This is a genomic window from Sphingomonas endophytica (genome assembly GCF_014199415.1).
In the GTDB taxonomy this organism is placed as follows: Bacteria; Pseudomonadota; Alphaproteobacteria; order Sphingomonadales; family Sphingomonadaceae; genus Sphingomonas; species Sphingomonas endophytica.
Window position 1 is genome coordinate 34,209 of record NZ_JACIJN010000012.1, and the last position, 19,828, is coordinate 54,036.

Sequence of the window (19,828 nt, forward strand, 5' to 3'; positions counted from 1 at the left end):
CCCCTGCGAAGGCAGGGGCCTATGGCTGCTTCGTGCGTCGGGGCATCTGACACAATGCAGGCGGATGGTGTGTCAGCCTTGTTCTTTAACTCGACAGACATGGGCTTCTGCCTGCGCAGGGGCGACGGCGTACGGGTCGCGCGGGTGTTCCTTTCGTAACGGTGTTCCGCTACGTCCCACGGATGGCAACCCAGCTCGCGTCCGCCCCGGCCCTTCCCGTCTCGATCGAGGACGTGCGCGCCGCGCAGATCCGCATCGGCGACGCGATCGTGCGGACGCCGACACTCATCAGCCAGACGCTGTCGAAGCTGACCGGCGCGACCGTCTACCTGAAGTTCGAGAACCTGCAATTCACCGCCGCCTACAAGGAACGCGGCGCGCTCAACACGCTGCTGCAACTCTCCGACGCGGCGCGCGCCAAGGGCGTGATCGCCGCCTCGGCGGGCAATCATGCGCAGGGCCTCGCCTATCACGGCAACCGGCTGGGCGTGCCGGTGACGATCGTGATGCCACGCAACACGCCCGTCGTGAAGGTGGTGCAGACGCAGGGCCACGGCGCGACCGTGATCCTCGAAGGTGACACGTTCGACGCCGCTTATGCCCATGCGCGCGTGCTGGAGGCGGAGCGCGGCTTCACCTTCGTCCACCCGTTCGACGATCCGCGGATCATCGCGGGTCAGGGCACCGTCGCGCTGGAGATGCTGGAGGAGCATCCCGAGATCGACCTGCTGGTGGTGCCGATCGGCGGCGGCGGGCTGATCTCGGGCATGGCGACAGTGGCGCGCGCCGCCGATCGCCCAATCGAGGTGGTCGGGGTCGAGGCCGAGCTGTATCCGTCGATGTACAATCGCATCAACGGCACCGACATGCCGTGCGCTGGCGATACGCTGGCGGAGGGGATCGCGGTCAAGGAGCCGGGCGGGATCACCGCGCAGATGGTCGCGCAGCTCGTCGACGACATCGTGCTCGTCTCCGAACGCTATCTGGAGGAGGCGCTGAGCCTGTTGCTCCAGATCGAGAAGACCGTGGTCGAAGGCGCGGGCGCGGCGGGGCTCGCCGCGTTGCTGGCGCATCCCGAGCGGTTCCGCGGGCGGACGATCGGCGTGGTGCTGTGCGGCGGCAATATCGACACGCGGCTGCTCGCCAACGTGCTGCTGCGCGATCTGGCGCGGTCGGGACGGCTGGCGCGGCTGCGGCTGCGGCTGCAGGATCAGCCCGGCGCGCTCTATAATGTAATGCGGGTGTTCGATCGGGAGCGTGTCAACATCATCGAAATCTATCACCAGCGGGTGTTCACCACCCTCCCCGCCAAGGGGCTGATCACCGATATCGAGTGCGAGGCGCGCGACCGGGCCCATCTCGACGGGCTGATGGTGGGGCTGCGCGAGGCGGGGTTCGAGGTGAGCACCGTCGAACTGGCCTGAAACGGTCCACCGCTTTCATGGTAAAGCGGCTTTTCACCGGATATGCGACATCGCATATGAAGTGTCTGGGGCATAAGCGCTTTGCGGTGAAGGTAGGTGGTCAGATGGGCAGAGCAGGAAAGGGGCGGCACGCATGACGGCACCGTTCCGCTTCCCGCGCTTCTTCGTCACCAGCCCGCAGCCGTGCCCGTACCTGCCCGGCCGGCAGGAGCGGAAGGTGTTCACCGAATTGTCCGGCCCGGAGGCCGGCGAGCTGAACGACGCGCTCGGCCGGATCGGTTTCCGCCGCAGCCAGTCGGTCGCCTATCGGCCGAGCTGCGCGGGCTGCGCCGCCTGCGTCTCGGTGCGGGTGCGGACGCACGAGTTCGAGCCCAACGCCACGCAGCGCAAGCTGATGCGGCGGCATGCCGACCTCGACGTATCGGCGTGCCGGCCATGGGCGACCGACGAGCAATATACGCTCATGCGCCGCTACCTGTCGGCGCGGCATCCCGGCGGCGGAATGGCGGCGATGGACGAGAGCGACTTTGCCGACATGATCGAACATTCGCCGGTCAATTCGGTGGTGGTCGAATATCGCGAGCTATCAGATGGCGCGCGGCCCGGGAAGCTGGTCGGCTGTTGCCTGACCGACCGGCAGGCGGACGGGCTGTCGATGGTCTACAGCTTCTTCGACACCGATCAGGACGCGCGCCCGGCGCTCGGCAATTACATCATCCTCGACCATATCGCGCGCGCGCGTGAGGCGGGCCTGCCCTATGTGTATCTCGGTTATTGGGTAAAGGGCTCGCAGCGGATGGCGTACAAGACGCGCTACCGGCCGATCGAGATGCTCGGCACGCAAGGCTGGGTGCTGATGCCCGAGGTTGAAGCGGCAGCGGTGACCGCCTGATCTTCAAGTCGTCATTGCGAGCGTAGCGAAGCAATCCAGAGCCGGACCAGGACGCCCTGGATTGCTTCGCTACGCTCGCAATGACGAACTACGCCAGCGCGCGCACCTCACATGCGGCGCGGATATCGGCGGCGAGCTGGTCGACGCGCGCCGGGTCGGCGTCCCACGCGAACATGAAGCGCGCGCCGCCGCCGATGAAGGTGTAGAACCGCCAGCCGCGCGCGCGCAGTTCGTCGAGCACCGCATCCGGCGCGACGAGGAACACCGAATTGGCCTGCACCGGGAACAGCAACTGCACCGCAGGGAGATCGGCGACCCGCGCCGCGAGCCGCTCGGCACAGGCGTTGCCGTGCTCGGCGTTGCGCAGCCATGCGCCGCTCTCGATCAGCCCGATCCACGGCGCCGACAGGAAGCGCATCTTCGACGCGAGCTGCCCGGCCTGTTTGCAGCGGTAATCGAAGTCCTCGGCAAGCGCGCGGTCGAAGAAAATCACCGCCTCGCCGACCATCAGCCCGTTCTTGGTCCCGCCGAAGCACAAAACGTCGACGCCCGCCTCCCAGGTGATCGCGGCGGGCGTGCAGCCGAGCGCGGCGCAGGCGTGGGCGAAGCGGGCGCCGTCCATGTGCAGCTTGAGCCCCAGTTCGCGGCACACCGCCGAGATCGCGCGCACCTCCGCAACCGAATAGACCTGCCCGGTTTCGGTCGGCTGGGTGATCGTGACGACACGCGGCTTGGGAAAGTGGATGTCGGAACGGCTGCCCGCGAGCGTGCGGATCGCCTCGGGGGTCAGCTTGCCGTCGGCCGATGGCGCGAGCAGCAGCTTGGAGCCGTTCGAGAAGAACTCGGGCGCGCCGCATTCGTCGGTTTCGACATGCGCCGCCGACGAGCAAATGACGCTGTGATAGCTCTGGCACAACGAGGCGAGCGCGAGCGAGTTGGCGGCGGTGCCGTTGAAGACGAAGAAAATCTCGCAATCGGTCTCGAACAGGGTGCGAAAGCTGTCGGAGGCGCGCTGCGTCCAGCCGTCATCGCCATAGGCGACCGCCGAGCCGGCATTGGCGGCAAGCATCGCCTCCAGCGCCTCCGGGCAGGCTCCGGCATAATTGTCGCTGGCGAATTGCTGGGGCTCGGTCGTCACGGTCGCTGATCCTGTTGCTCGGTTCGGGCATCAGGAGTCGGAACGATATGTGGCGAGAGGTCCCGTTGGTTGCCGGTCCGGCCACATCCCCCCATCGCTGGAGGCGCCACCTTGCTCGGGAGCAGGTTGGCGTCGAACTAGGTCGACTCTTGATGTCGGCGCGATCGGTATACGATCCGACGGTTGCGGTCAATCCTGTCCGCTGACCTGCACCTCGACGTCGAGCCATTCGCGTCCCTCGCCGAGCCGCGAGCCCGCGACCGGCGAGCAGCCGGCGGCATCGAGCGCGACCGCGACGCGCACGTGATGCGCCTCGGGCGAGCGGCCGAGCGTCGGATCGAACCCGACCCAGCCGAGCCCCTCGACCCACGCGTCGGCCCAGCCGTGCGGCGTCGGACGGCCGTTGGGCAGCGCATCGCAATAGCCGGTGACGTAGCGCGCCGGGAAGCCGGCGGCACGCGCGGCGGCGACGAACATCTGCGCCAGATCGCGCGCGGTGGCGGTCTCGCGCGCGAACGCCGCGGTGACGGTCAGTCCGGCTTCGGGGCGCCCGTCGACGAGGGTGAATCGCTCATGCACCGCGGCATTGAGCGCGTGGAGCGCGGCGATCGGCGCGCGGCCCACGGTCGCCGCCTGCGCGAAAGCGGCGAGTGCGGGCTCGGCGTGGGTCGCGGGCGTGCTGCGCAGGAAGAGCGCGGCGGGCAACGGCTCGAACGTGCCGTGCAGCACGCCGCTCGACGAACTCGTCACCACCTCGCCCGAGACGCTGATCTCGATCCCCGACAGCGGACCTTCGGCGTAGAGCATCGTCGTGATGTTGCCGAAGCCATCGCGGTGCTCTCGCAGCCGCGCGTCGCAATCGATGTTGATGTCCCACGCCGCGACCGTCTGGTCGTGCGTGTTGCGCGGGGTCATCCGTAACAGCTGCACCACCCGGCCCTGCGGCGCGGTGAAGCGGTAAGTGGTGCGATGGTCGATGGTCAGGCGCATCAGTGGAACTTGAACTGCCGGCCGATCGCGTCGTGCAATTGCGCATTTTCGACGATCAGGGACTGGAGATGCTGGTGAAGCCCGGCGGCGATCACGTCACCGGTGCGGGTGCGCGCGACGCGTGCCTGCCGCGTGCGCGCCATCCGGTCGGCCTCGCCCTGCGTGCCGCTGGCGCGGGCGAGCGCGGTGAGCGCCGCGACGGTCTCCTCGGTCGATGCGGCGAGGCTGCGCGGCAGTTCGGCGCGGCTGAGCAGCAGGTCGATGACGTTGGTCGGGTTGAGCCCGTCGTTGTAGAGCCAGCGGAAGGCGGTGACGGCCGAGACGGTCTGGAGGATCGTCGTCCACTGGTCGCGATCGACCGTGCCGCCGACGCGTTCACCCTCCGGCAGCAGGATGTGATATTTGACGTCGAGCAGCCGCGCGGTGTTGTCGGTACGCTCGACCGCCTGCCCAAGCCGGATGAACGAGGTCGTCTGGTTGCGGAGCATCCGGTGCACCGCTCCCTCGAATCCGCGCGTCTCGGCCTTTACCGCATCAACCACCCCGAGCACCGCGGTCGGATCGAGCCGCCCGATCCGCTGGTCGAAGATCAGCCACGCACCGTTGATCGCCTGCCACGCCTCGCGGCTGAGCGCGGTGCGCACCGCACGGGCGTTGTCGCGCGCCATCGCGAGGCAGCGCAGGATCGAGCCCGGATGCGTGCTGTCGGCGAGCAGGAAGTGCGCGACCTCCTCGCGGCTGAGCGTGTGGCCGCCCGCGGTGAAGGCGTCGGCGGTTTCACTGACCGCCAGCGCAGTACGCCACGCATCCTCGCCCGCCGAACGCGGGGAGAGCACATCGAGGCGCAGCGTCGCCTCGATCAGCCGCGCGACGAAATCGGCGCGCTCGACATAGCGGCCGAGCCAGTAGAGCGAGGCGGCGGTGCGGCTGAGCATCAGCGCTGCCCCTGCCCGAGCGTCTGGGTCATGTTTCCCATCGTCTGGGTCATGCCGTGCGGCTCGTCCATCAGCACGAAACTGTCCTTGGTCCCACCGCCCTGCGACGAATTGACGACCAGCGAGCCTTCGCGCAGCGCGACACGCGTCAGCCCGCCGGGAACGACCTGCACGCCCTTCGCGCCGGTCAGCACGAACGGGCGGAAGTCGACGTGGCGCGGCGCGACGCCCTGCTCGACCAGCGTCGGGACGGTCGACAGCGCGAGCGTCGGCTGCGCGATGTAGCGTTCGGGCGCGGCGACCAGCGCGGCGCGGAAGCGCTCGATCTCGGCCGAGGAGGCGGTCGGGCCGACCAGCATCCCATAGCCGCCCGAGCCATCGACCAGCTTGACGACCAATTGGTCGAGATGGTCGAGCACGTATTTGAGCGCCTGCGGCTCGCGGCAGCGATAGGTCTCGACGTTCGGCAGCCGCGCGTCGCTGCCCGAGTAATATTTCACGATCTCGGGCATGTAGCTGTATATCGCCTTGTCGTCGGCGATACCGTTGCCGGGCGCGTTGAGGATCGCGACATTGCCCGCGGCATAGGCGGCGATCAATCCGGGCACGCCGAGCATCGAATCGGGGCGAAAAACCAACGGATCGAGATAATCGTCGTCGACGCGGCGATAGATGACGTCGACGCGCACGCGGCCGTCGATCGTACGCATGTAGACGACATCGTCATCGACGACGAGGTCGGCGGCCTCGACCAGCTCGACCCCCATCGAGTCGGCGAGGAAGCTGTGCTCGTAATAGGCCGAATTGTAATGGCCGGGCGTCAGCACCACACAGGTCGGGCGTGGGCCGCCGCAGCCGCGCGGCGCGACCGAGCGCATCGTCTCGAGTAGGCGGTCGGGATAGCTGTCGACCGCGGCAACGCGAAATTTCGAGAACAGCTCGGGGCAGAGCCGCACCATCGCCTCGCGGTTCTCCAGCATGTAGCTGACGCCCGAAGGCGTGCGGGCATTGTCCTCCAGCACGAAGAAGTCGTCGGGGCCGGTGCGGACGAGGTCGATCCCGCAGATATGCGCCCAGACGTCGTGCGGCGGGCGGATGCCGGCGATCTCGGGGCGGAATTGCGCATTGCCGAGGATCAGGTCGGCGGGCAGCACGCCGTCGCGCAGGATCTTCTGGTCGCCGTAGATGTCGACGAGGAAGGCGTTGATCGCCTCGACGCGCTGGACCAGCCCTTCGGACAGCCGTGCCCATTCGTCGGCGAGGAAGACGCGCGGGACGATGTCAAACGGAATGATCCGCTCGCCCGCCTCGCTCTCGCCATAGACCGCGAAGGTGATGCCGAGCTGGCGGAAGGTCGTCTCCGCCGATTGCTGACGACGGCGCAGTTCGCCGTCGGGCGTGTCCGCCAGCCAGCGACACAAGTCCCGCAATTCGGGGCGCGCGCCGTCGACGCTGCTTGCCCCCATGATCTCGTCGAACGCCGCTGTCCCCATTTGTCCCCTGCAACGTCCGACGACCGGATTCGTCGCATGCTGAGCGAGATCAACGGTGCGCGCAACACTTCATTGCAGTGCAGCAGTCCCTCAGCGCAACGATGTGAGCATCGCCGGGGTGAGCACCTGCGGCAGCACGCGCGGGTCGGCCGTGCCGCGCGGGTAGAAGAGGTAGAGCGGCACCCCGGCGCGATTGTGCTGCGCGATGAAGCGGCCGAGCACCGGATCGCCATCGGTCCAGTCGCCGACCAGCACCGCGACCTTGTTGCCCCTGAAGGCGTCGGCCACGCTTTGCGTCTCGATCGCGGCCTTTTCGTTGACCTTGCACGTCAGGCACCAGTCGGCGGTGAAATAGGCGAAGACCGGCCGCCCCTCGGCGCGCAACGCCGCGAGCCGCGCCTCGGTGAACGGCTCGGCCCCCGCAACGCCAGCGACAGCCGCACCGGCCGGCTGCGCCCGGACCGTGGCGATCGCGACACCCCCCAGCAGCAGCGCGACCAGCGCGGGCGCCCAGACGAGCCGGCCGCCCTGCACCTGCCGCCGCCCGCTCCACCACAGCCCGAGCCCGGCGAGCAACGCGGCGGCGAGCGCGATCGTCATCCCGTCGACCCCCGCCTGTCGCCCGAGCACCCAGGCGAGCGCCAGCGCGGTCGCGAACATCGGCACCGACAGGATATGACGCAGCCGCACCATCCACATCCCGGGCTTGGGCAGGCGCCGCCGCAGCGCAGGGACGAAGCCGATCAACAGGAACGGCAGCGCGATGCCGAGCCCCAGCCCTGCGAACACCATCAGCGCCGCGACCGGCGGCAGCACCAGCGCCGCGCCGAGCGCCGCGCCCATGAACGGCCCCGTGCACGGCGTCGCGACGAAAGCGGCGAGCGCACCGGTCATGAACGCGCCGCTCGCGCCGCTGCGGCCGGCGAATTGCGGGGTCGGCAACTCGAACAGCCCGGCGAGGTTGAGCGCGATCGCGACGACCAGCAGCAGCAGCACGCCGACGACGCGCGGGTCCTGCAATTGGAATGCCCAGCCCGCGCTCGCCCCGCCCGCGCGCAGCGCCAGCAGGGTCGCGCCGAGCGCGAGGCATACCAGCACCACGCCCGCGGTATAGGCCAGCGCCTCGCTGCGCGCATGGCGCTCGCTCTCGCCCGAGCGCGCCAGCCCCAGCGCCTTGAGGCTGAGGATCGGGAAGACGCACGGCATGATGTTGAGCAGCAACCCGCCGAGCACCGCGCCGCCGAACGCCGCCAGCGCGACGCCCCAGTCGAGCTCTGCCGACGCCGCTGCGGGCGCGACGGTGCCGGGCTGCGCGACCAGCGCCAGCGCGGTGCCGTCGCCGAGCGTCAGCACGCCCTCCAGCGCGCCGCGCTCCGGCGTGGCGGCGGCCTTGGTCTCGATCACCAGCCGCTCGCCGTCGCGGGTGACGGTCTGCGCCGCGGGATAGTCGGTCGCGCCGCCGCGTGCAGGGTAGAACCACGCCTGCCCCAGCGGCGCGTCGGCGGGATACGGCACCGACAGCCGGAAGCGTTCGGCGTCGATCTGCCAGGTCGCGGTGCTGCCGAGCGGGCGCGGCAGCGCGCGGCGCCACGCGTCGAATTGCGCACGGCGCGCGGGCGTGACCGCGCCGTCGCCGACGGTCAGTTGCGTGTTCAGCTCCTGCGTCTCGGGAACGCAGATCGTCTCGGTACAGACGAGATAGTCGAGCTTGACGCGCACCGGCAGCGCGGTGCCGGGCGCCAGCCCCTTGGGAACGGTCAACGTGGTCAGCATCGTCCACGGCCGTTCGTAGACGTGGTTCATCAGTCCGGCGATCACCAGCCGCCCCGGCGGCGGATAGGCCAGCGCGCCCGCGGTCGCCCCAGCCGGCAGCGTCCAAGTGGCGCGCGTCGCCACCCCTGCGTCGCCGGGGTTGAGCCAATAGCCGTGCCACCCCGAAGCGGGGACGGCATGGATCGCGAGCGCGACGGTGCTGCCCGGCGCGGGCCGGTCGCTCTCGGCGAGCAGCGTCATCGCGACATGCCGCGCCTGCGCGCCCGCCATGGTGGGCAGCAGCAGCGAAACGGCTGTCATCAGAGTGAAAAGCGCCGCGCGCACTGCTTGCCTGATCATCGGAGCGGGATCATAGCCGCTTCGCCCCCACGTTGCATCAAGGTTGCCCGATGAAATCACTGTTCGCCGCCGCTTTGTTGACCAGTGCCGCGCTGGTGTTGCCCGCCCTCGCCCAGACGCCGGCCGCCGCGCCCGCGGCCGCCGCGACGCCGCAGGGCAAGCCCAAGCTGATCGTCGCGATTTCGGTCGACCAATTCTCCGCCGATCTGTTCGCGCAATATCGCAGCCGCTACACCGACGGGCTGGCGCGGTTGCAGCAGGGCGTGGTTTTCCCGTCGGGCTATCAGAGCCATGCCGCGACCGAGACCTGCCCCGGCCATTCGACAATCCTGACGGGCATGCGCCCCGCGCATACCGGGATCATCGCCAACACCTGGATCGACCAGCGCGCCGGCCGGCCGGACAAGGCGGTCTATTGCGCGGAAGACGAGCGGGCCCCGGGCTCGGATCACGACAAATACCAGCCGTCCGACCTGCACCTGCGCGTCGACACGCTGGGCGACATGATGAAGCGCGCCGATCCGCGCACCCGCGTCGTCGCGGTGGCGGGCAAGGACCGCGCGGCGATCATGATGGGCGGGCACCACACCGATCAGATGTGGTTCTGGGCGACCGACCATTTCATCACTCTCCCCTCGCGCAGCACCGCGCCGGTGCCGGCGGTGGTGACGCGCGCCAATGACGCGGTCGGCAAGCTGCTGGCGGGGGCGCAGGCGCCGCTGCCGCTGCCCGGCTATTGCAAGGGACTGGCACAGCCGATCGCGGTCGGCGGGCAGACGATCGGCACCGGGCAGTTCCAGCGCGCCGCGGGCGACGCCAGGTCGTTCCGCGCCTCCCCCGCGCTTGACGGTGCGGTGTTCGCGCTGGCGGCGGGGCTGATCCAGGACATGAAGCTCGGGCAAGGCGCGGGCACCGATCTGATCGCGGTCGGCGGGTCGGCGACCGATTATGTCGGCCATGCGCTGGGCACGCAGGGTTCGGAGATGTGCATCCAGATGGCGCAGCTCGACCAGACGATCGGCGCGTTCCTCGCGCAGCTCGACGAATGGGGGCTCGACTATGAGGTGATGCTGACCGCCGACCACGGCGCGCACGACATGACCGAGCGCCAGCAACAGCGCGCGATGCCGATGGAGGAACATGCCGACGCCAGCAACGCCGCCAAGCTGGTCGGCGCGGCGATCGGGCGTGATCTCGGCATTGCCGGGCCGGTGCTGATCGGGCCGGAGAGCGACGTGTACATCGCCGACAGCGTGCCCGCCGCCCGGCGCAAGCAGGTGCTCGCCGAGGCGAAGCGCCGCTATCTGGCGATGCCGCAGGTCGCCGCGGCGTTCACCCGCGACGAGATCGCGGCGACGTCGTTCGCGAAGACGCCGCCGGAGACGTGGACGCTGCTTGAGCGCGCGCGCGCCTCCTATGATGCGGAGCGGTCCGGCGACCTGATGGTGATGCTCAAGCCGCGCGTGACGACGATCGTCAAGCCCGCGCCATTCTATGTCGAGACGCACGGCAGTCCATGGGATTACGATCGGCGCGTGCCGATCCTGTTCTGGCGCAAGGGGATGGTCGCGTTCGAGCAGCCGCTGTCGGTCGAGACGGTCGATATCGCGCCGACGCTGGCGGCGACGATCGGACTGCCGGTGTCGGGGCTCGACGGGCGGTGCCTCGATCTGGATGCGGGTGCGGAGGACAGCTGCCCGAAATGACGGGCGCTTTCATTTCCTTGTAACTTCGTCGCCCCGGGTTTGACCCGGGGCCCCGCTTCTTCAAGTCGCGCTGCGGTGAAGGCGGGGCCCCGGATCAGGTCCGGGGCGACGAAAGTGATTACATGCCCGCGAGCATGTCGATGTGATGCTGCACGACCGGCGCGATCTGGCCGGCGGCGGTCTTCAACGAACCGGCGGTGCCGTTGGCGGCATAGCCCTGATGCAGCGCCAGCGCCTGCTGGTGCGCGGTCTGCTGCTGGGTCAGATAGGTGCGGTCGCGCGCGGTGCCGCTTTCCTTGCGAAGCTGCGCCACCATCCCGCTCTGTTCGGGCGTCATGACCGGCGGCTTGGGCTTCAGACCGGCCTGTGCGGCGGCGCTCTTGACCATCGCGGTGCTCTTGTTGTGGTCGCGGATCATGCCTTGCGCGAACGAGCGGACCTTCGGGTCCTTGGTCGATTGCAGGACGAGCTGGCTCGACGTCTTCTCATAAAGATCGCCTGCCCCCGCGGCGGCAACATAGGCGGCAGGGGCCATTTGCTGCGCGACGGCCGGCGTGGCGAGCACGATGGCAAGGGCAGCGACCGGCAGGAAACGCTTCATCTTCTCTCTCCGTCAATTTGCTTAGAAACGTGCTGTCGCAAACGCGCCGCGCCCCGCGAACGTCCCGGAAAGAGGCAGCTATTTCTGTGTGATCCCGATCAATGCAGCGGCCAGAAGAACAGGATCAGCGGCGTGCCGACCAGCAGCACCAGCGCGGAGAGCGGCGCGCCGAGTCGCGCATAATCGCCGAAACGATAGCCGCCCGGTCCCAGCACCAAGGTATTGCACTGGTGCCCGATCGGGGTGAGAAAATCGCTGCCGGCCCCGACCGCGGTCGCCATCAGGAACGCCTCCGGACGATAGCCGAGATCGCCCGCGAACTGCGCGGCGATCGGCGCCATCACCAGCACGGTCGCGGCATTGTTGAGGAACGGCGTCACCGCCATCGCCGCCGCGAGGATCAGCGCCACCGCGCCCCACGCCGGGAGCACGGTCGCGGTCTGCGCCAGCCACGTCGCGATCACGTCCGACGCGCCGGTGGTGCGGAGCGAATCCGACACCGGGATCAGCGCGCCGAGCATCACGAGGATCGGCCATTCGATATGATTGTACGCCTCGCGCACCGGCAGCAGCCCGGTCACGACGACCACCGCCGCCGCCGCGAAGAAGGCGACGCCGACCGGCACCCAGCCCATCGCGGTCGCGAACATCGCCGCACCGAGCACCGCGACCGGCAACCAGCCGCGCCGGCTGGTGCCGAGCCGCAGCTCGCGCTCGGCGAGCGGCAGGCAGCCGAGTTCGCGCAATTTTTCGGGCAAGGTGTCGAGCGTGCCTTGCAACACCACGACGTCGCCGGTGCGCAGCGCGATGTTGCCGAGCCGGCGCGACAGCCGCTCGTCGCGCCGCGAGATCGCGATCAGGTTGACGCCGTAGCGCGCCTGCATGTCGAGTCGCCCGGCGGTCTGGCCTTCCAGCGGCGAGCCGAGATTGATGACCGCCTCGATCACGCCGATCTCGCTTTCGCCGCGATCGGTGCGCTTCTCGCGCTCCTCGCTTTCCAGCGTCAGCCGGTCGCCCGCGATCGCGCGCTCCAGTGCATCGGGGTCGCCGCCGAGGATCAGCGTATCGCCCGCGCGCAGCTCGGTCGCCGCGAGCGGATGGCTGCGCATCCCGGCGCGCACCATGCGGGTGATCGTCACCTCATGTTCGTGGCGGTCGAGGAACGCTTCGACCGTCTCGCCGACCGCGGGCGAGCCTTCGGGGATCACGATCTCGGTGACATAGCCGTTGATGTCGAGCGCCTCGGCCATGCTCGGCGCGGCGCGGCGGTCGGCGGGGATCAGGCGATAGGCGATGCTGAGATACAGCAAGCCGACGACCAGCAGCCCGAGCCCGACCGGCGTATAGTCGAACATCCCGAACGGCTCGCCGAGCATCTGTTCGCGCGAGCGGCTGACGATGATGTTCGGCGAGGTGCCGACCAGCGTCATCAGCCCGCCGAGCAGCGACGCGAACGACATCGGCATCAGGAACACCGAGGGCGAGGCGTTGTTCTTCTTCGCCATCTGGATCGCGGCGGGCATCAGCATCGCCAGCGCGCCGATGTTCTTGACCAACGCGCTGGCGACACCGACCGAGCCGGTCAGCACCAGCAATTGCCCGCGCACGCGGCGGACGCGGCGCGCGACCTGCCGCAGCACGCGCTCGATCACCCCCGAGCGCTGCACCGCCGCCGACAGGACCAGCGCCGAGGCGACGATGATGACGATGTCGTCGGAGAAGCCCTTGAAGGCATCGGCGGGCGCGACGATGCCGAGCGCGAGGCTGGCGAGCAGCGCGATGCTCGCGACCACATCGTAGCGGAAGCGCCCCCAGATGAAGAGCGCCATCATCCCGATCAAGGTTGCGATCGAGAGAAGTTGTGGGGTGGTCATCGTCTGGCGCTCAACAATGGCCCTGTCGCGGGGTTCCGGCGTGTTGCCGCAGGATAGGTTGAATTGGCGTGGCGGCGGGTGCGCTTGTCCTTCGAGACGAGGCACGAACGGATGTGGGTGAGACAAAGCATCATCCTGCCGCCAATCACTTCGTTCGTGCTGAGGAGCCATCGAGCGAAGTCGGACTGGCGTCTCGCAGCAGGTTATTTCAAGCCTCCGCTCAATAATCCTTCGACACCCGCACGTTGCCGCTCTGCCGCCCCAGCGTCGAGATCGACGACAGCAGCGACAGCCAGCGCGTCACCTGGAACTCCACGCGCGTCGCGGAATAGCCCGCCCCATCGGTGATGATCTCGGCATAGAGCCGCCGCGTCACGTATTTGCCCGCGGCGATCGACGTGCCCTGCCCGGTCTGCGGATCGGCGGGGAGGATGCGCAGCCGGTCGAGCCCTGCCGCGCGGCGCACCGCGTTGATCGGATTGAGCCCGTTGCCGCCATCCTGCAACGCCGCCACCGCGGCGGCGAGCTGGAGCGCCTCGGGCGCGGACAGGTTGGTGATCGAGGTGCCGAACAGCAGTCGCGAAAGCAATTCGTCCTGCGGCAGCGCCGGGGTGCTCGCGAAGCTGATCTCCGGCTTTTGCGCGACGCCGGTGACGCGGATCGTCGCGTTGAGCCCGGTGGTGTTCGCCGCCGCCTCGATATCGAGCGCGGGGTTGGCCGGTACCTCGCCCGCAAAGCGGATGATCCCGCGCGACAATTCGAACTCGCGCCCCGCGAATTCGTAATCTCCGCGAACGAGATCGGCGCGCCCGGTGATCGCGGGATTGGTCGGCGAGCCGGCGATCTGGACATCGGTGGTCCATTCGCTCGAGAGCCCCAGCCCCGAGACCATCAGGCCGTTGCGCGCGCGGGCGTGAACGTCGAGCCGCCACGGCGCGGCGGCATCGTCGTCGGCCTGATCGCCGCCGGGCACGTTGATCTCGCGGACGTTGATCTGCGGCAGCGCGCTGGCGACGGTCGCCTGCCCGAGCCGGTAGCGGCTGCTGTCGAGCCGCACATCGCCCGAAATGACCCCGCCGACGCCGTCCGACGTGAAGGCGAGCGGCCCGGTCGCGGTCGCGCCGATGTCCTCGCGGTCGATCAGCACGGCGTGATCGGCGTCGATGCGCAGGTCGAACGCGACACCGTTCGCGGCGGCGAAATCGAACGTGCCGGTGCCGGTCACCCGCCCGCCGCGCCCGGCATCGCCGGTGAAGCGCTCGATCCGAAGCCGTGACCCGTCGAAGCGCCCGGCGGTCTGGATGTTGGTGACGACGGTGCCGGTGGTCGCGCTCTGGATGCGCGCGTTGCTGGCGCGGACCAGTCCGCGGATTTGCGGGCTGGCGACGGTGCCGGTGACGTCCGCGGACAGCGCGACCGGTCCGGAGAGGTCGAACAGCTCGATCCGGGTAAGCCGCCACAGCGTGTCGGCGGGGCCGGAATAGCGGAGCTGCGCGAACACACCCGCCTTGGTCAGCCGCTCGACGAGATCGCCGCTGCCCAGCGGCTTGAGCAAAGCCTGCGCACGACCCACGGTGCGCCCGCCCGACGCCATCACCATCCGCACGCCGAGCTTGTCGGGGCTGAGCACGCCCGCAACGCCGATGTCGATCGGCGCGGACGAGCTGAGCAGCCCCGAGCGGGTGAGGCCGCGGATCGTCAGATTGGTGCGCCCGGTCGGCGCCGCGCCGTCGCGCGCGTTCAGCTCCAACGTGCCGGTCGCGGTGCCGCCGAGCCCGAGCCCGCTATAGCCGATGTCGAGCACGCCGAGCGGCAGGCGCGTGAGCGACGCGCGCACCGCCGTCTCGCCGTTGCCGAGGCGACCGGACACTTCCGCCGCACCGCCCGCGAAGGTCAGCTTCGTCGGCGCGAGCGCCCACAGGTCGCCGTCGCGGCGGAAGACCGCAGGCGTCTCCAGCCGGATCGGCTGCGCCCCGATCGTCCCCGAGGCGCGCACCGCATAGCCGTCGGCGGTGATCTGCGTGACGGTGTCGACGCGGAAGCCGACCCCGCGCGAGCCGGCGATCGACGCGCGGACCTCGCCGGTGTCGCCGGTCAGCGCCGCCTGCCCCGAGAAGCGCGACACCGACAGCGCACCACGCCGCAGCCCCGCGCCGCTGGTGGTGGCGTTGACGCGCGCGCCATCGGGTTCGAGCAGCACGTTGAAGTCGACCCGCGCCTGCCGGACGGTCGCCGCACCGGCGAGCCGCGCGTTGCGCGCGTCGATCCGGCCGCTGATCCGCTGCACCGCGCCGACCGGCGCGAAGTCGAGCGCGCCGCTGAAGCCGCCGCCCGCGACGGTCATCCGCCCGCGGAACCCGCCGTCGACGATGTCGAGCGTGCCGGTGGCGCGGGTGCCGCTGACGTCGAGCCGCGCGATCGCGATCTGCGCCTGTCCGCCCGGCGGCAGCAGGATCGCGCCCGCGCTCTCGAACGGCCCGAGCCGCGACCCGCCCGCGGCGGTGAAGGCGAAACCCTGCGGCGTCGGATCGAGATGCGCGCGGACATTGCTGAGCCCGAGCGCGGCATTGGGTCGCGCGAAGACGAGATCGATGGTCGGCTTCTCGATCCTGCCGTCGAGCTTGAGCTGGACGGGGCCGTAGCTGCTCTGCGTCCCCGCGCCCTCGAACACGAACGTGCCGTCGCGGCGACGATAGCCCGCGCCCGCCAGTCGCAGCGACGGCGCGGTGAGCACGAGCCGCGTGAAGTGGAGCACGCCGTCGGGGGTGCGCTCGAGCAAGGTCTCGATCTGCGGCAACCCGCCGGCGAGGCTGCGGAAGAAGCCGTTGTCGAGCCGCAGCATCCGCGCGGTGCCGCGCCCGATCACGCGCGTGCCGTGGCCGTCGGGTCCGGGAACGACGCGCAATTGCGAGCGGACATCGACCACGCCGAGCCCGGGGATCAGATAGCGCCCGAGCGCGCCCGACAGCGCGACGTCATAGCGCCCGGTGTGCAGGTCGAGCGTCAGCCCGATGTCGCCGGAGAGCTTGTCGGAACGCAGCTTGAGCCCGTCGCCGGTGATCGTATCCGCGGTGACGCGCAGCACCCCCGCCACCGACAGATTACGCAGGATCCCGCCCGCGACATCGCCGACCCCGGTGACGCGCGCGGCGGTGAACGCGACCGGCAGCGCGATCGGGCGTGGTCCCCAATGTCCGCGCCCGGCGGCGCGCGCCTGTTCGAACCCGGTGTCGTCGAACGCGAAGCGGTCGGCGGTGAGGCGATAGTTGAAGGCGAAGGTGCGGAAATTGCCGTCGAGGATCGCGCGCAGCCGCAGCTCGCGCGCGGTCATGTTGCGGAACAGCGCGGGCGGGCGCAGCAGGCGGCCGGTGACGCGCAGGTTGCGGAACGCGCTGTCGGCGAGGTCGACCATCCCCTCGGCCTGCAACGCCAGCGACGGCGAGCGCAGCGACAATGTCCCGTCGAGGCGGCGGCTGGCGAACGTACCCGCGCCGGTGACCAGCACGCGCGGCGCGGTGAGCGACTGGAGCTTGCCGCGCGTCACGCTGGCCGGCGCGACGGTGCCGGTCAGCGTGTAACGGCCGGCGTTGTTGCCGAGCGCGAGGTCGACGAGCCGCGCGCCCCCCGCCACCGCCACCGCCTGCCCGCGCCACTGCCGCCAGTCGCCCGCGCCGTCGATGTCGAGCGCGATCGTCCGCCGCAGCCCGGTCAGTTGCGCGAGCACCCCGGTCGCCGCGCCCTGCGCGTGCGCGGCGATGTCGAACTTGCCCGCGTCCGGGCGCGAGTCGAGCCGCAGCCGGACGCGGTCGCTGCCCGCCACCAGCGCGTCTAGCGCGACCACCGCATGGCCGTTGCGGATATCGGCGCGCGCGAGCAGCCGCCCATCGCGCACCCGCCCGGTCACCGCCGGCGCGACGATCAGCCGTGCGATCGACAAGCGGCCGATCGCGATGTCGAACTTCGGCAGCAGCGGCCCGGAACGGCCGGTGTCGCGCGGCTCGGGCAGCTTGGCGAGCGTCGCGACCGGAATGTCGAGCGCATGAATGTCGAGCCGGTTGTGGAGCCACGCGAACGGCGACCAGTCGAGCCGCGCGCGCGGCACCGACAGCACCAGCCCCTTGGGATCGTACAGCCGGAAGTCGACCAGCTCGGCCTTGCCGTACAATGACCCCTCGATCCGCCCGAGCCGGAAGCGCAGGCCATTGTCGGGCTTGAGCGCGTTAACGCGATCGGCAACGATCCGGTGGCCGATATCGGTGTCGATCACCACCGCGACGATCGCGACCAGCGCCAGCAGGGCGGCGACGACGAAGCCGAAAATGCGCAAGGCGCGCATCAGAACGCCTGCCCGAGCGAGACATAGACCGCGATCCGCGAATCGCCGCGCTGCGGGTTGATCGGGGTGCCGACATCGACGCGGATCGGGCCGAAGTTGCTGTAATAGCGCACGCCGACCCCGGCGCCGTAGCGCAGCCCGCTGAAATCGGGGAGCCCGCCGGTGTAGATGTTGCCGCCGTCGAGGAACGGCACAACGCCGAAGTTGCCGAACGCCTTCACGCGCGCCTCGATCGCGAACTCGGCGAGGCTGCGACCGCCGATCGGATCGTTGTTGACGTCGCGCGGGCCGATCGACTGGAAGCTGTAGCCGCGCACCGACGCGCCGCCGCCGGCATAGAAGCGCCGCGACGGCGCGATCTGGTCGCGCGGCGCGCCGAGGATCGTGCCGACGCGCAGCCGCCCCGCCAGCACGACCGCATCGGTGACCGGCTGATACTTGCTCGCGTCGAGCTGGACGCGGGTGTAGCCGAACACACTGTCCTGCAACGACACTTCGGGGCTGACCCGCCCCGACAGCCGGAAGCCGCGCGTCGGGTTGAGCAGATCGTCCGAGCCGTCATAGCCGAGGCTGGTCGGCAGCGCGCCGATCAGGAAGGTGCGGCGGCGCGGCACGCCGGTCGCGGCGATCACGTCGCGCTCGTCGGTCGCGACCAGCTCTGCTCCCAGCGACCACGTCCAGGTCTTTTGGAAGAAGATGTTGGTCTGCCGCTCCAGCGCCGCCGACAGCGAGATCGTCTGCGCGTCGAACGCGTCGCGGCGCAGGTGCGCGGCGGAGAGCTGCGCGGTCAGCACGCGGTCGCGAGCGTGGAAGTTGTTGCGGCGGAAGGTGATCTGCCCCAGCTGTTCGCGTGTGCCCGCGACGCCGCGCAGCGTCACCGCGCCTTCGGGCGGGAACAGATTGCGATGCGTCCAGCTGATTTCGGAACGCGCGCCCTCGCCGGTGCCATAGCCCAACTCGACCGCGACGGTGCGCGGCGGCGCGGATTCGAGCCGCACCGCGACATCGACCACCGCCGGGTCGGCGCCCGGCACCGCGCGTACCTCGGCGGTCGACACCAGTCCGGTCTGCACCAGCGCGCGGCGCAGATCGTCGATCTGCGACGTCTCATAGGGCTCGTCGGGCTTGAACCGCGCGATGTCCTGAACGTGCGCGGCGTCGAACACCTTGTTGTCGGCGTTGACGGTGATCCGGCCGAAGCGCCGCGCGGTGCCGGGCGCGACCTCCATCGCCAGCGTCGCGGTCTGCGTCGCACGGTCGACCACCACTTCGGGGTCGCCGACCTGCGCGAAGGGGAAGCCCTCCTCGCCGATGCGGGTCTTCAGATTGGCCTCGGCGGCCGCGATCGCGTCGGCGTTGACCGGATCGTTCGCCTTGACCCCGAAGGCGTCGCGCAACGTGGGCTCCTTCGCCCCCGCCGCCTCGACCCCGGCGAGCGTCACGCCGGTGAAACGGTAGAGCGGCCCCGGCGTCGCGGCGAGCACCACGACCGGACGCCCCTTCTCGCGTTCGACCCGCGTGGCGACGGCGACATCATAATAGCCGTCACCCTTCAGCAGGGTGACGAGCAGGTCGGCATCCTGCCGCGCGCGTCGATCGAGTTGTGCGGCGTTCGCCTCCTTGCCCTCGGCACCGGCGAGCACCGACAATTCGCGGAAACGTTGCCGCAGGAGTGGGCCGCCGATCGCGTCGACGCCGTCGATCCGCCAGCCGTAGCGGAAGCTGGCGGCGACGTTGCTCGCCGCGGCGGTCGGCTCCCCGGGGGCGGTGGCGAGATCGGGCCAGTCGACCCCGATGTCGGGCAAGGGCGCGAGCTGGTCGTTGGGATCGACGTCGCTCATCGGCGCGGGCGGCACGACCAAGGGCGGCGCGGGCGCGGTCTGCGCGAACGCCGGTCCCGTCACAATCATCGCGCCGCACACGACGTGACCCAGCACGCGGTGCCGCCCCACGTCCGGCCACATGCCTGCGGTCTAGCGGAGCGATTCGCCGAGAAGAAGGGCCAATGCGCAACGATTGCGTAACCATGTCCCGCGCGCGCCCCGGCCCGTCGCGGCGGCTGGCGCATCGCGCATCGGCGTGGCACAGCGCGGCATGGCTCCTCCCCCGCGCACCCCCTCCGCCGGCGGCTTCCCCATCGCGATCGGCGCGCTGGGCGGCACCGCGATCGGCCTCTATGCCGGACAGCCCTCGATCGGGTTCCTCGCCGGGATCGCCGCGGGCGTCGTGCTGGCGGTGTTGATCTGGTGGCGGGAGCGGTAGACCGTCATTGCGAGCGTAGCGAAGCAATCCAGGGTGCCCTGGTCCGACCCTGGATTGCTTCGCTT

At 69.9% G+C, this 19,828-nt stretch carries 13 protein-coding genes and 1 riboswitch; of the genes, 4 read left to right on the forward strand and 9 right to left on the reverse strand.

From position 1 onward, the window contains the following. Positions 1–182 precede the first annotated feature (182 nt). Both FHS97_RS15830 and FHS97_RS15835 read left to right on the forward strand, forming a co-directional pair. Positions 183–1,424: a threonine ammonia-lyase gene (locus FHS97_RS15830; RefSeq protein WP_184040266.1), complete on the forward strand. Its 1,242-nt coding sequence runs from the start codon at positions 183–185 to the stop codon at positions 1,422–1,424. A gap of 133 nt (positions 1,425–1,557) precedes the next feature. Further along, a complete protein-coding gene (locus tag FHS97_RS15835) occupies positions 1,558–2,316 on the forward strand; it encodes an arginyltransferase (RefSeq protein ID WP_184040270.1) in 759 nt (252 codons plus the stop codon). An 88-nt stretch (positions 2,317–2,404) separates the two neighbouring features. On the opposite strand, the gene FHS97_RS15840 is transcribed toward FHS97_RS15835, so the two are convergent. The 5 genes from FHS97_RS15840 to FHS97_RS15860 all read right to left on the reverse strand — a co-directional run bounded on the left by FHS97_RS15840 (position 2,405) and on the right by FHS97_RS15860 (position 8,945). Continuing rightward, complete coding sequence (locus tag FHS97_RS15840) at positions 2,405–3,454, reverse strand: threonine aldolase family protein (protein WP_184040273.1); 1,050 nt, start codon at positions 3,452–3,454, stop codon at positions 2,405–2,407. A 55-nt stretch (positions 3,455–3,509) separates the two neighbouring features. After that, positions 3,510–3,615: riboswitch (SAM-I-IV-variant riboswitch) on the reverse strand. Positions 3,616–3,643: 28 nt separating this feature from the next. Next, on the reverse strand, positions 3,644–4,444 hold the full coding sequence (locus FHS97_RS15845) for a transglutaminase family protein (protein WP_184040276.1): 801 nt from the start codon (positions 4,442–4,444) through the stop codon (positions 3,644–3,646). After that, on the reverse strand, positions 4,444–5,379 hold the full coding sequence (locus tag FHS97_RS15850; protein ID WP_184040279.1) for an alpha-E domain-containing protein: 936 nt from the start codon (positions 5,377–5,379) through the stop codon (positions 4,444–4,446). Before FHS97_RS15850 ends, FHS97_RS15845 begins: the two co-directional genes overlap by 1 nt. After that, positions 5,379–6,872: a circularly permuted type 2 ATP-grasp protein gene (locus tag FHS97_RS15855; protein ID WP_184040282.1), complete on the reverse strand. Its 1,494-nt coding sequence runs from the start codon at positions 6,870–6,872 to the stop codon at positions 5,379–5,381. Before FHS97_RS15855 ends, FHS97_RS15850 begins: the two co-directional genes overlap by 1 nt. Positions 6,873–6,962: 90 nt before the next feature. Beyond that, positions 6,963–8,945 carry a protein-disulfide reductase DsbD family protein gene (locus tag FHS97_RS15860; RefSeq protein ID WP_246346721.1) on the reverse strand — a complete coding sequence of 661 codons (1,983 nt, stop codon included), beginning with the start codon at positions 8,943–8,945 and terminating at the stop codon, positions 6,963–6,965. An 89-nt stretch (positions 8,946–9,034) separates the two neighbouring features. Here FHS97_RS15860 and FHS97_RS15865 point away from each other — a divergent pair, with 89 nt between their 5' ends. Continuing rightward, complete coding sequence (locus FHS97_RS15865; protein WP_184040288.1) at positions 9,035–10,690, forward strand: alkaline phosphatase family protein; 1,656 nt, start codon at positions 9,035–9,037, stop codon at positions 10,688–10,690. Positions 10,691–10,808: 118 nt separating this feature from the next. Here FHS97_RS15865 and FHS97_RS15870 read toward each other — a convergent pair whose 3' ends face one another. The 4 genes from FHS97_RS15870 to FHS97_RS15885 form a co-directional block, all read right to left on the reverse strand. Continuing rightward, positions 10,809–11,291, reverse strand: coding sequence for a DUF4142 domain-containing protein (locus FHS97_RS15870; protein ID WP_184040292.1), 483 nt, complete (start codon positions 11,289–11,291; stop codon positions 10,809–10,811). A 98-nt stretch (positions 11,292–11,389) separates the two neighbouring features. Further along, positions 11,390–13,120 (reverse strand): SLC13 family permease, encoded by a 1,731-nt coding sequence (locus FHS97_RS15875; RefSeq protein WP_246346722.1) that lies wholly within the window; start codon positions 13,118–13,120, stop codon positions 11,390–11,392. A gap of 265 nt (positions 13,121–13,385) precedes the next feature. Further along, the gene (locus FHS97_RS15880; protein WP_184040298.1) at positions 13,386–17,501 is read right to left on the reverse strand and encodes a translocation/assembly module TamB domain-containing protein; all 4,116 of its coding nucleotides are present in this window, start codon (positions 17,499–17,501) and stop codon (positions 13,386–13,388) included. Further along, a complete protein-coding gene (locus tag FHS97_RS15885) occupies positions 17,501–19,465 on the reverse strand; it encodes an autotransporter assembly complex protein TamA (RefSeq protein ID WP_184040301.1) in 1,965 nt (654 codons plus the stop codon). The genes FHS97_RS15880 and FHS97_RS15885 overlap by 1 nt, the downstream gene beginning before the upstream one ends. Positions 19,466–19,595: 130 nt before the next feature. Here FHS97_RS15885 and FHS97_RS15890 point away from each other — a divergent pair, with 130 nt between their 5' ends. Beyond that, positions 19,596–19,763, forward strand: coding sequence for a hypothetical protein (locus tag FHS97_RS15890; protein ID WP_184040304.1), 168 nt, complete (start codon positions 19,596–19,598; stop codon positions 19,761–19,763). Positions 19,764–19,828 lie beyond the last annotated feature (65 nt).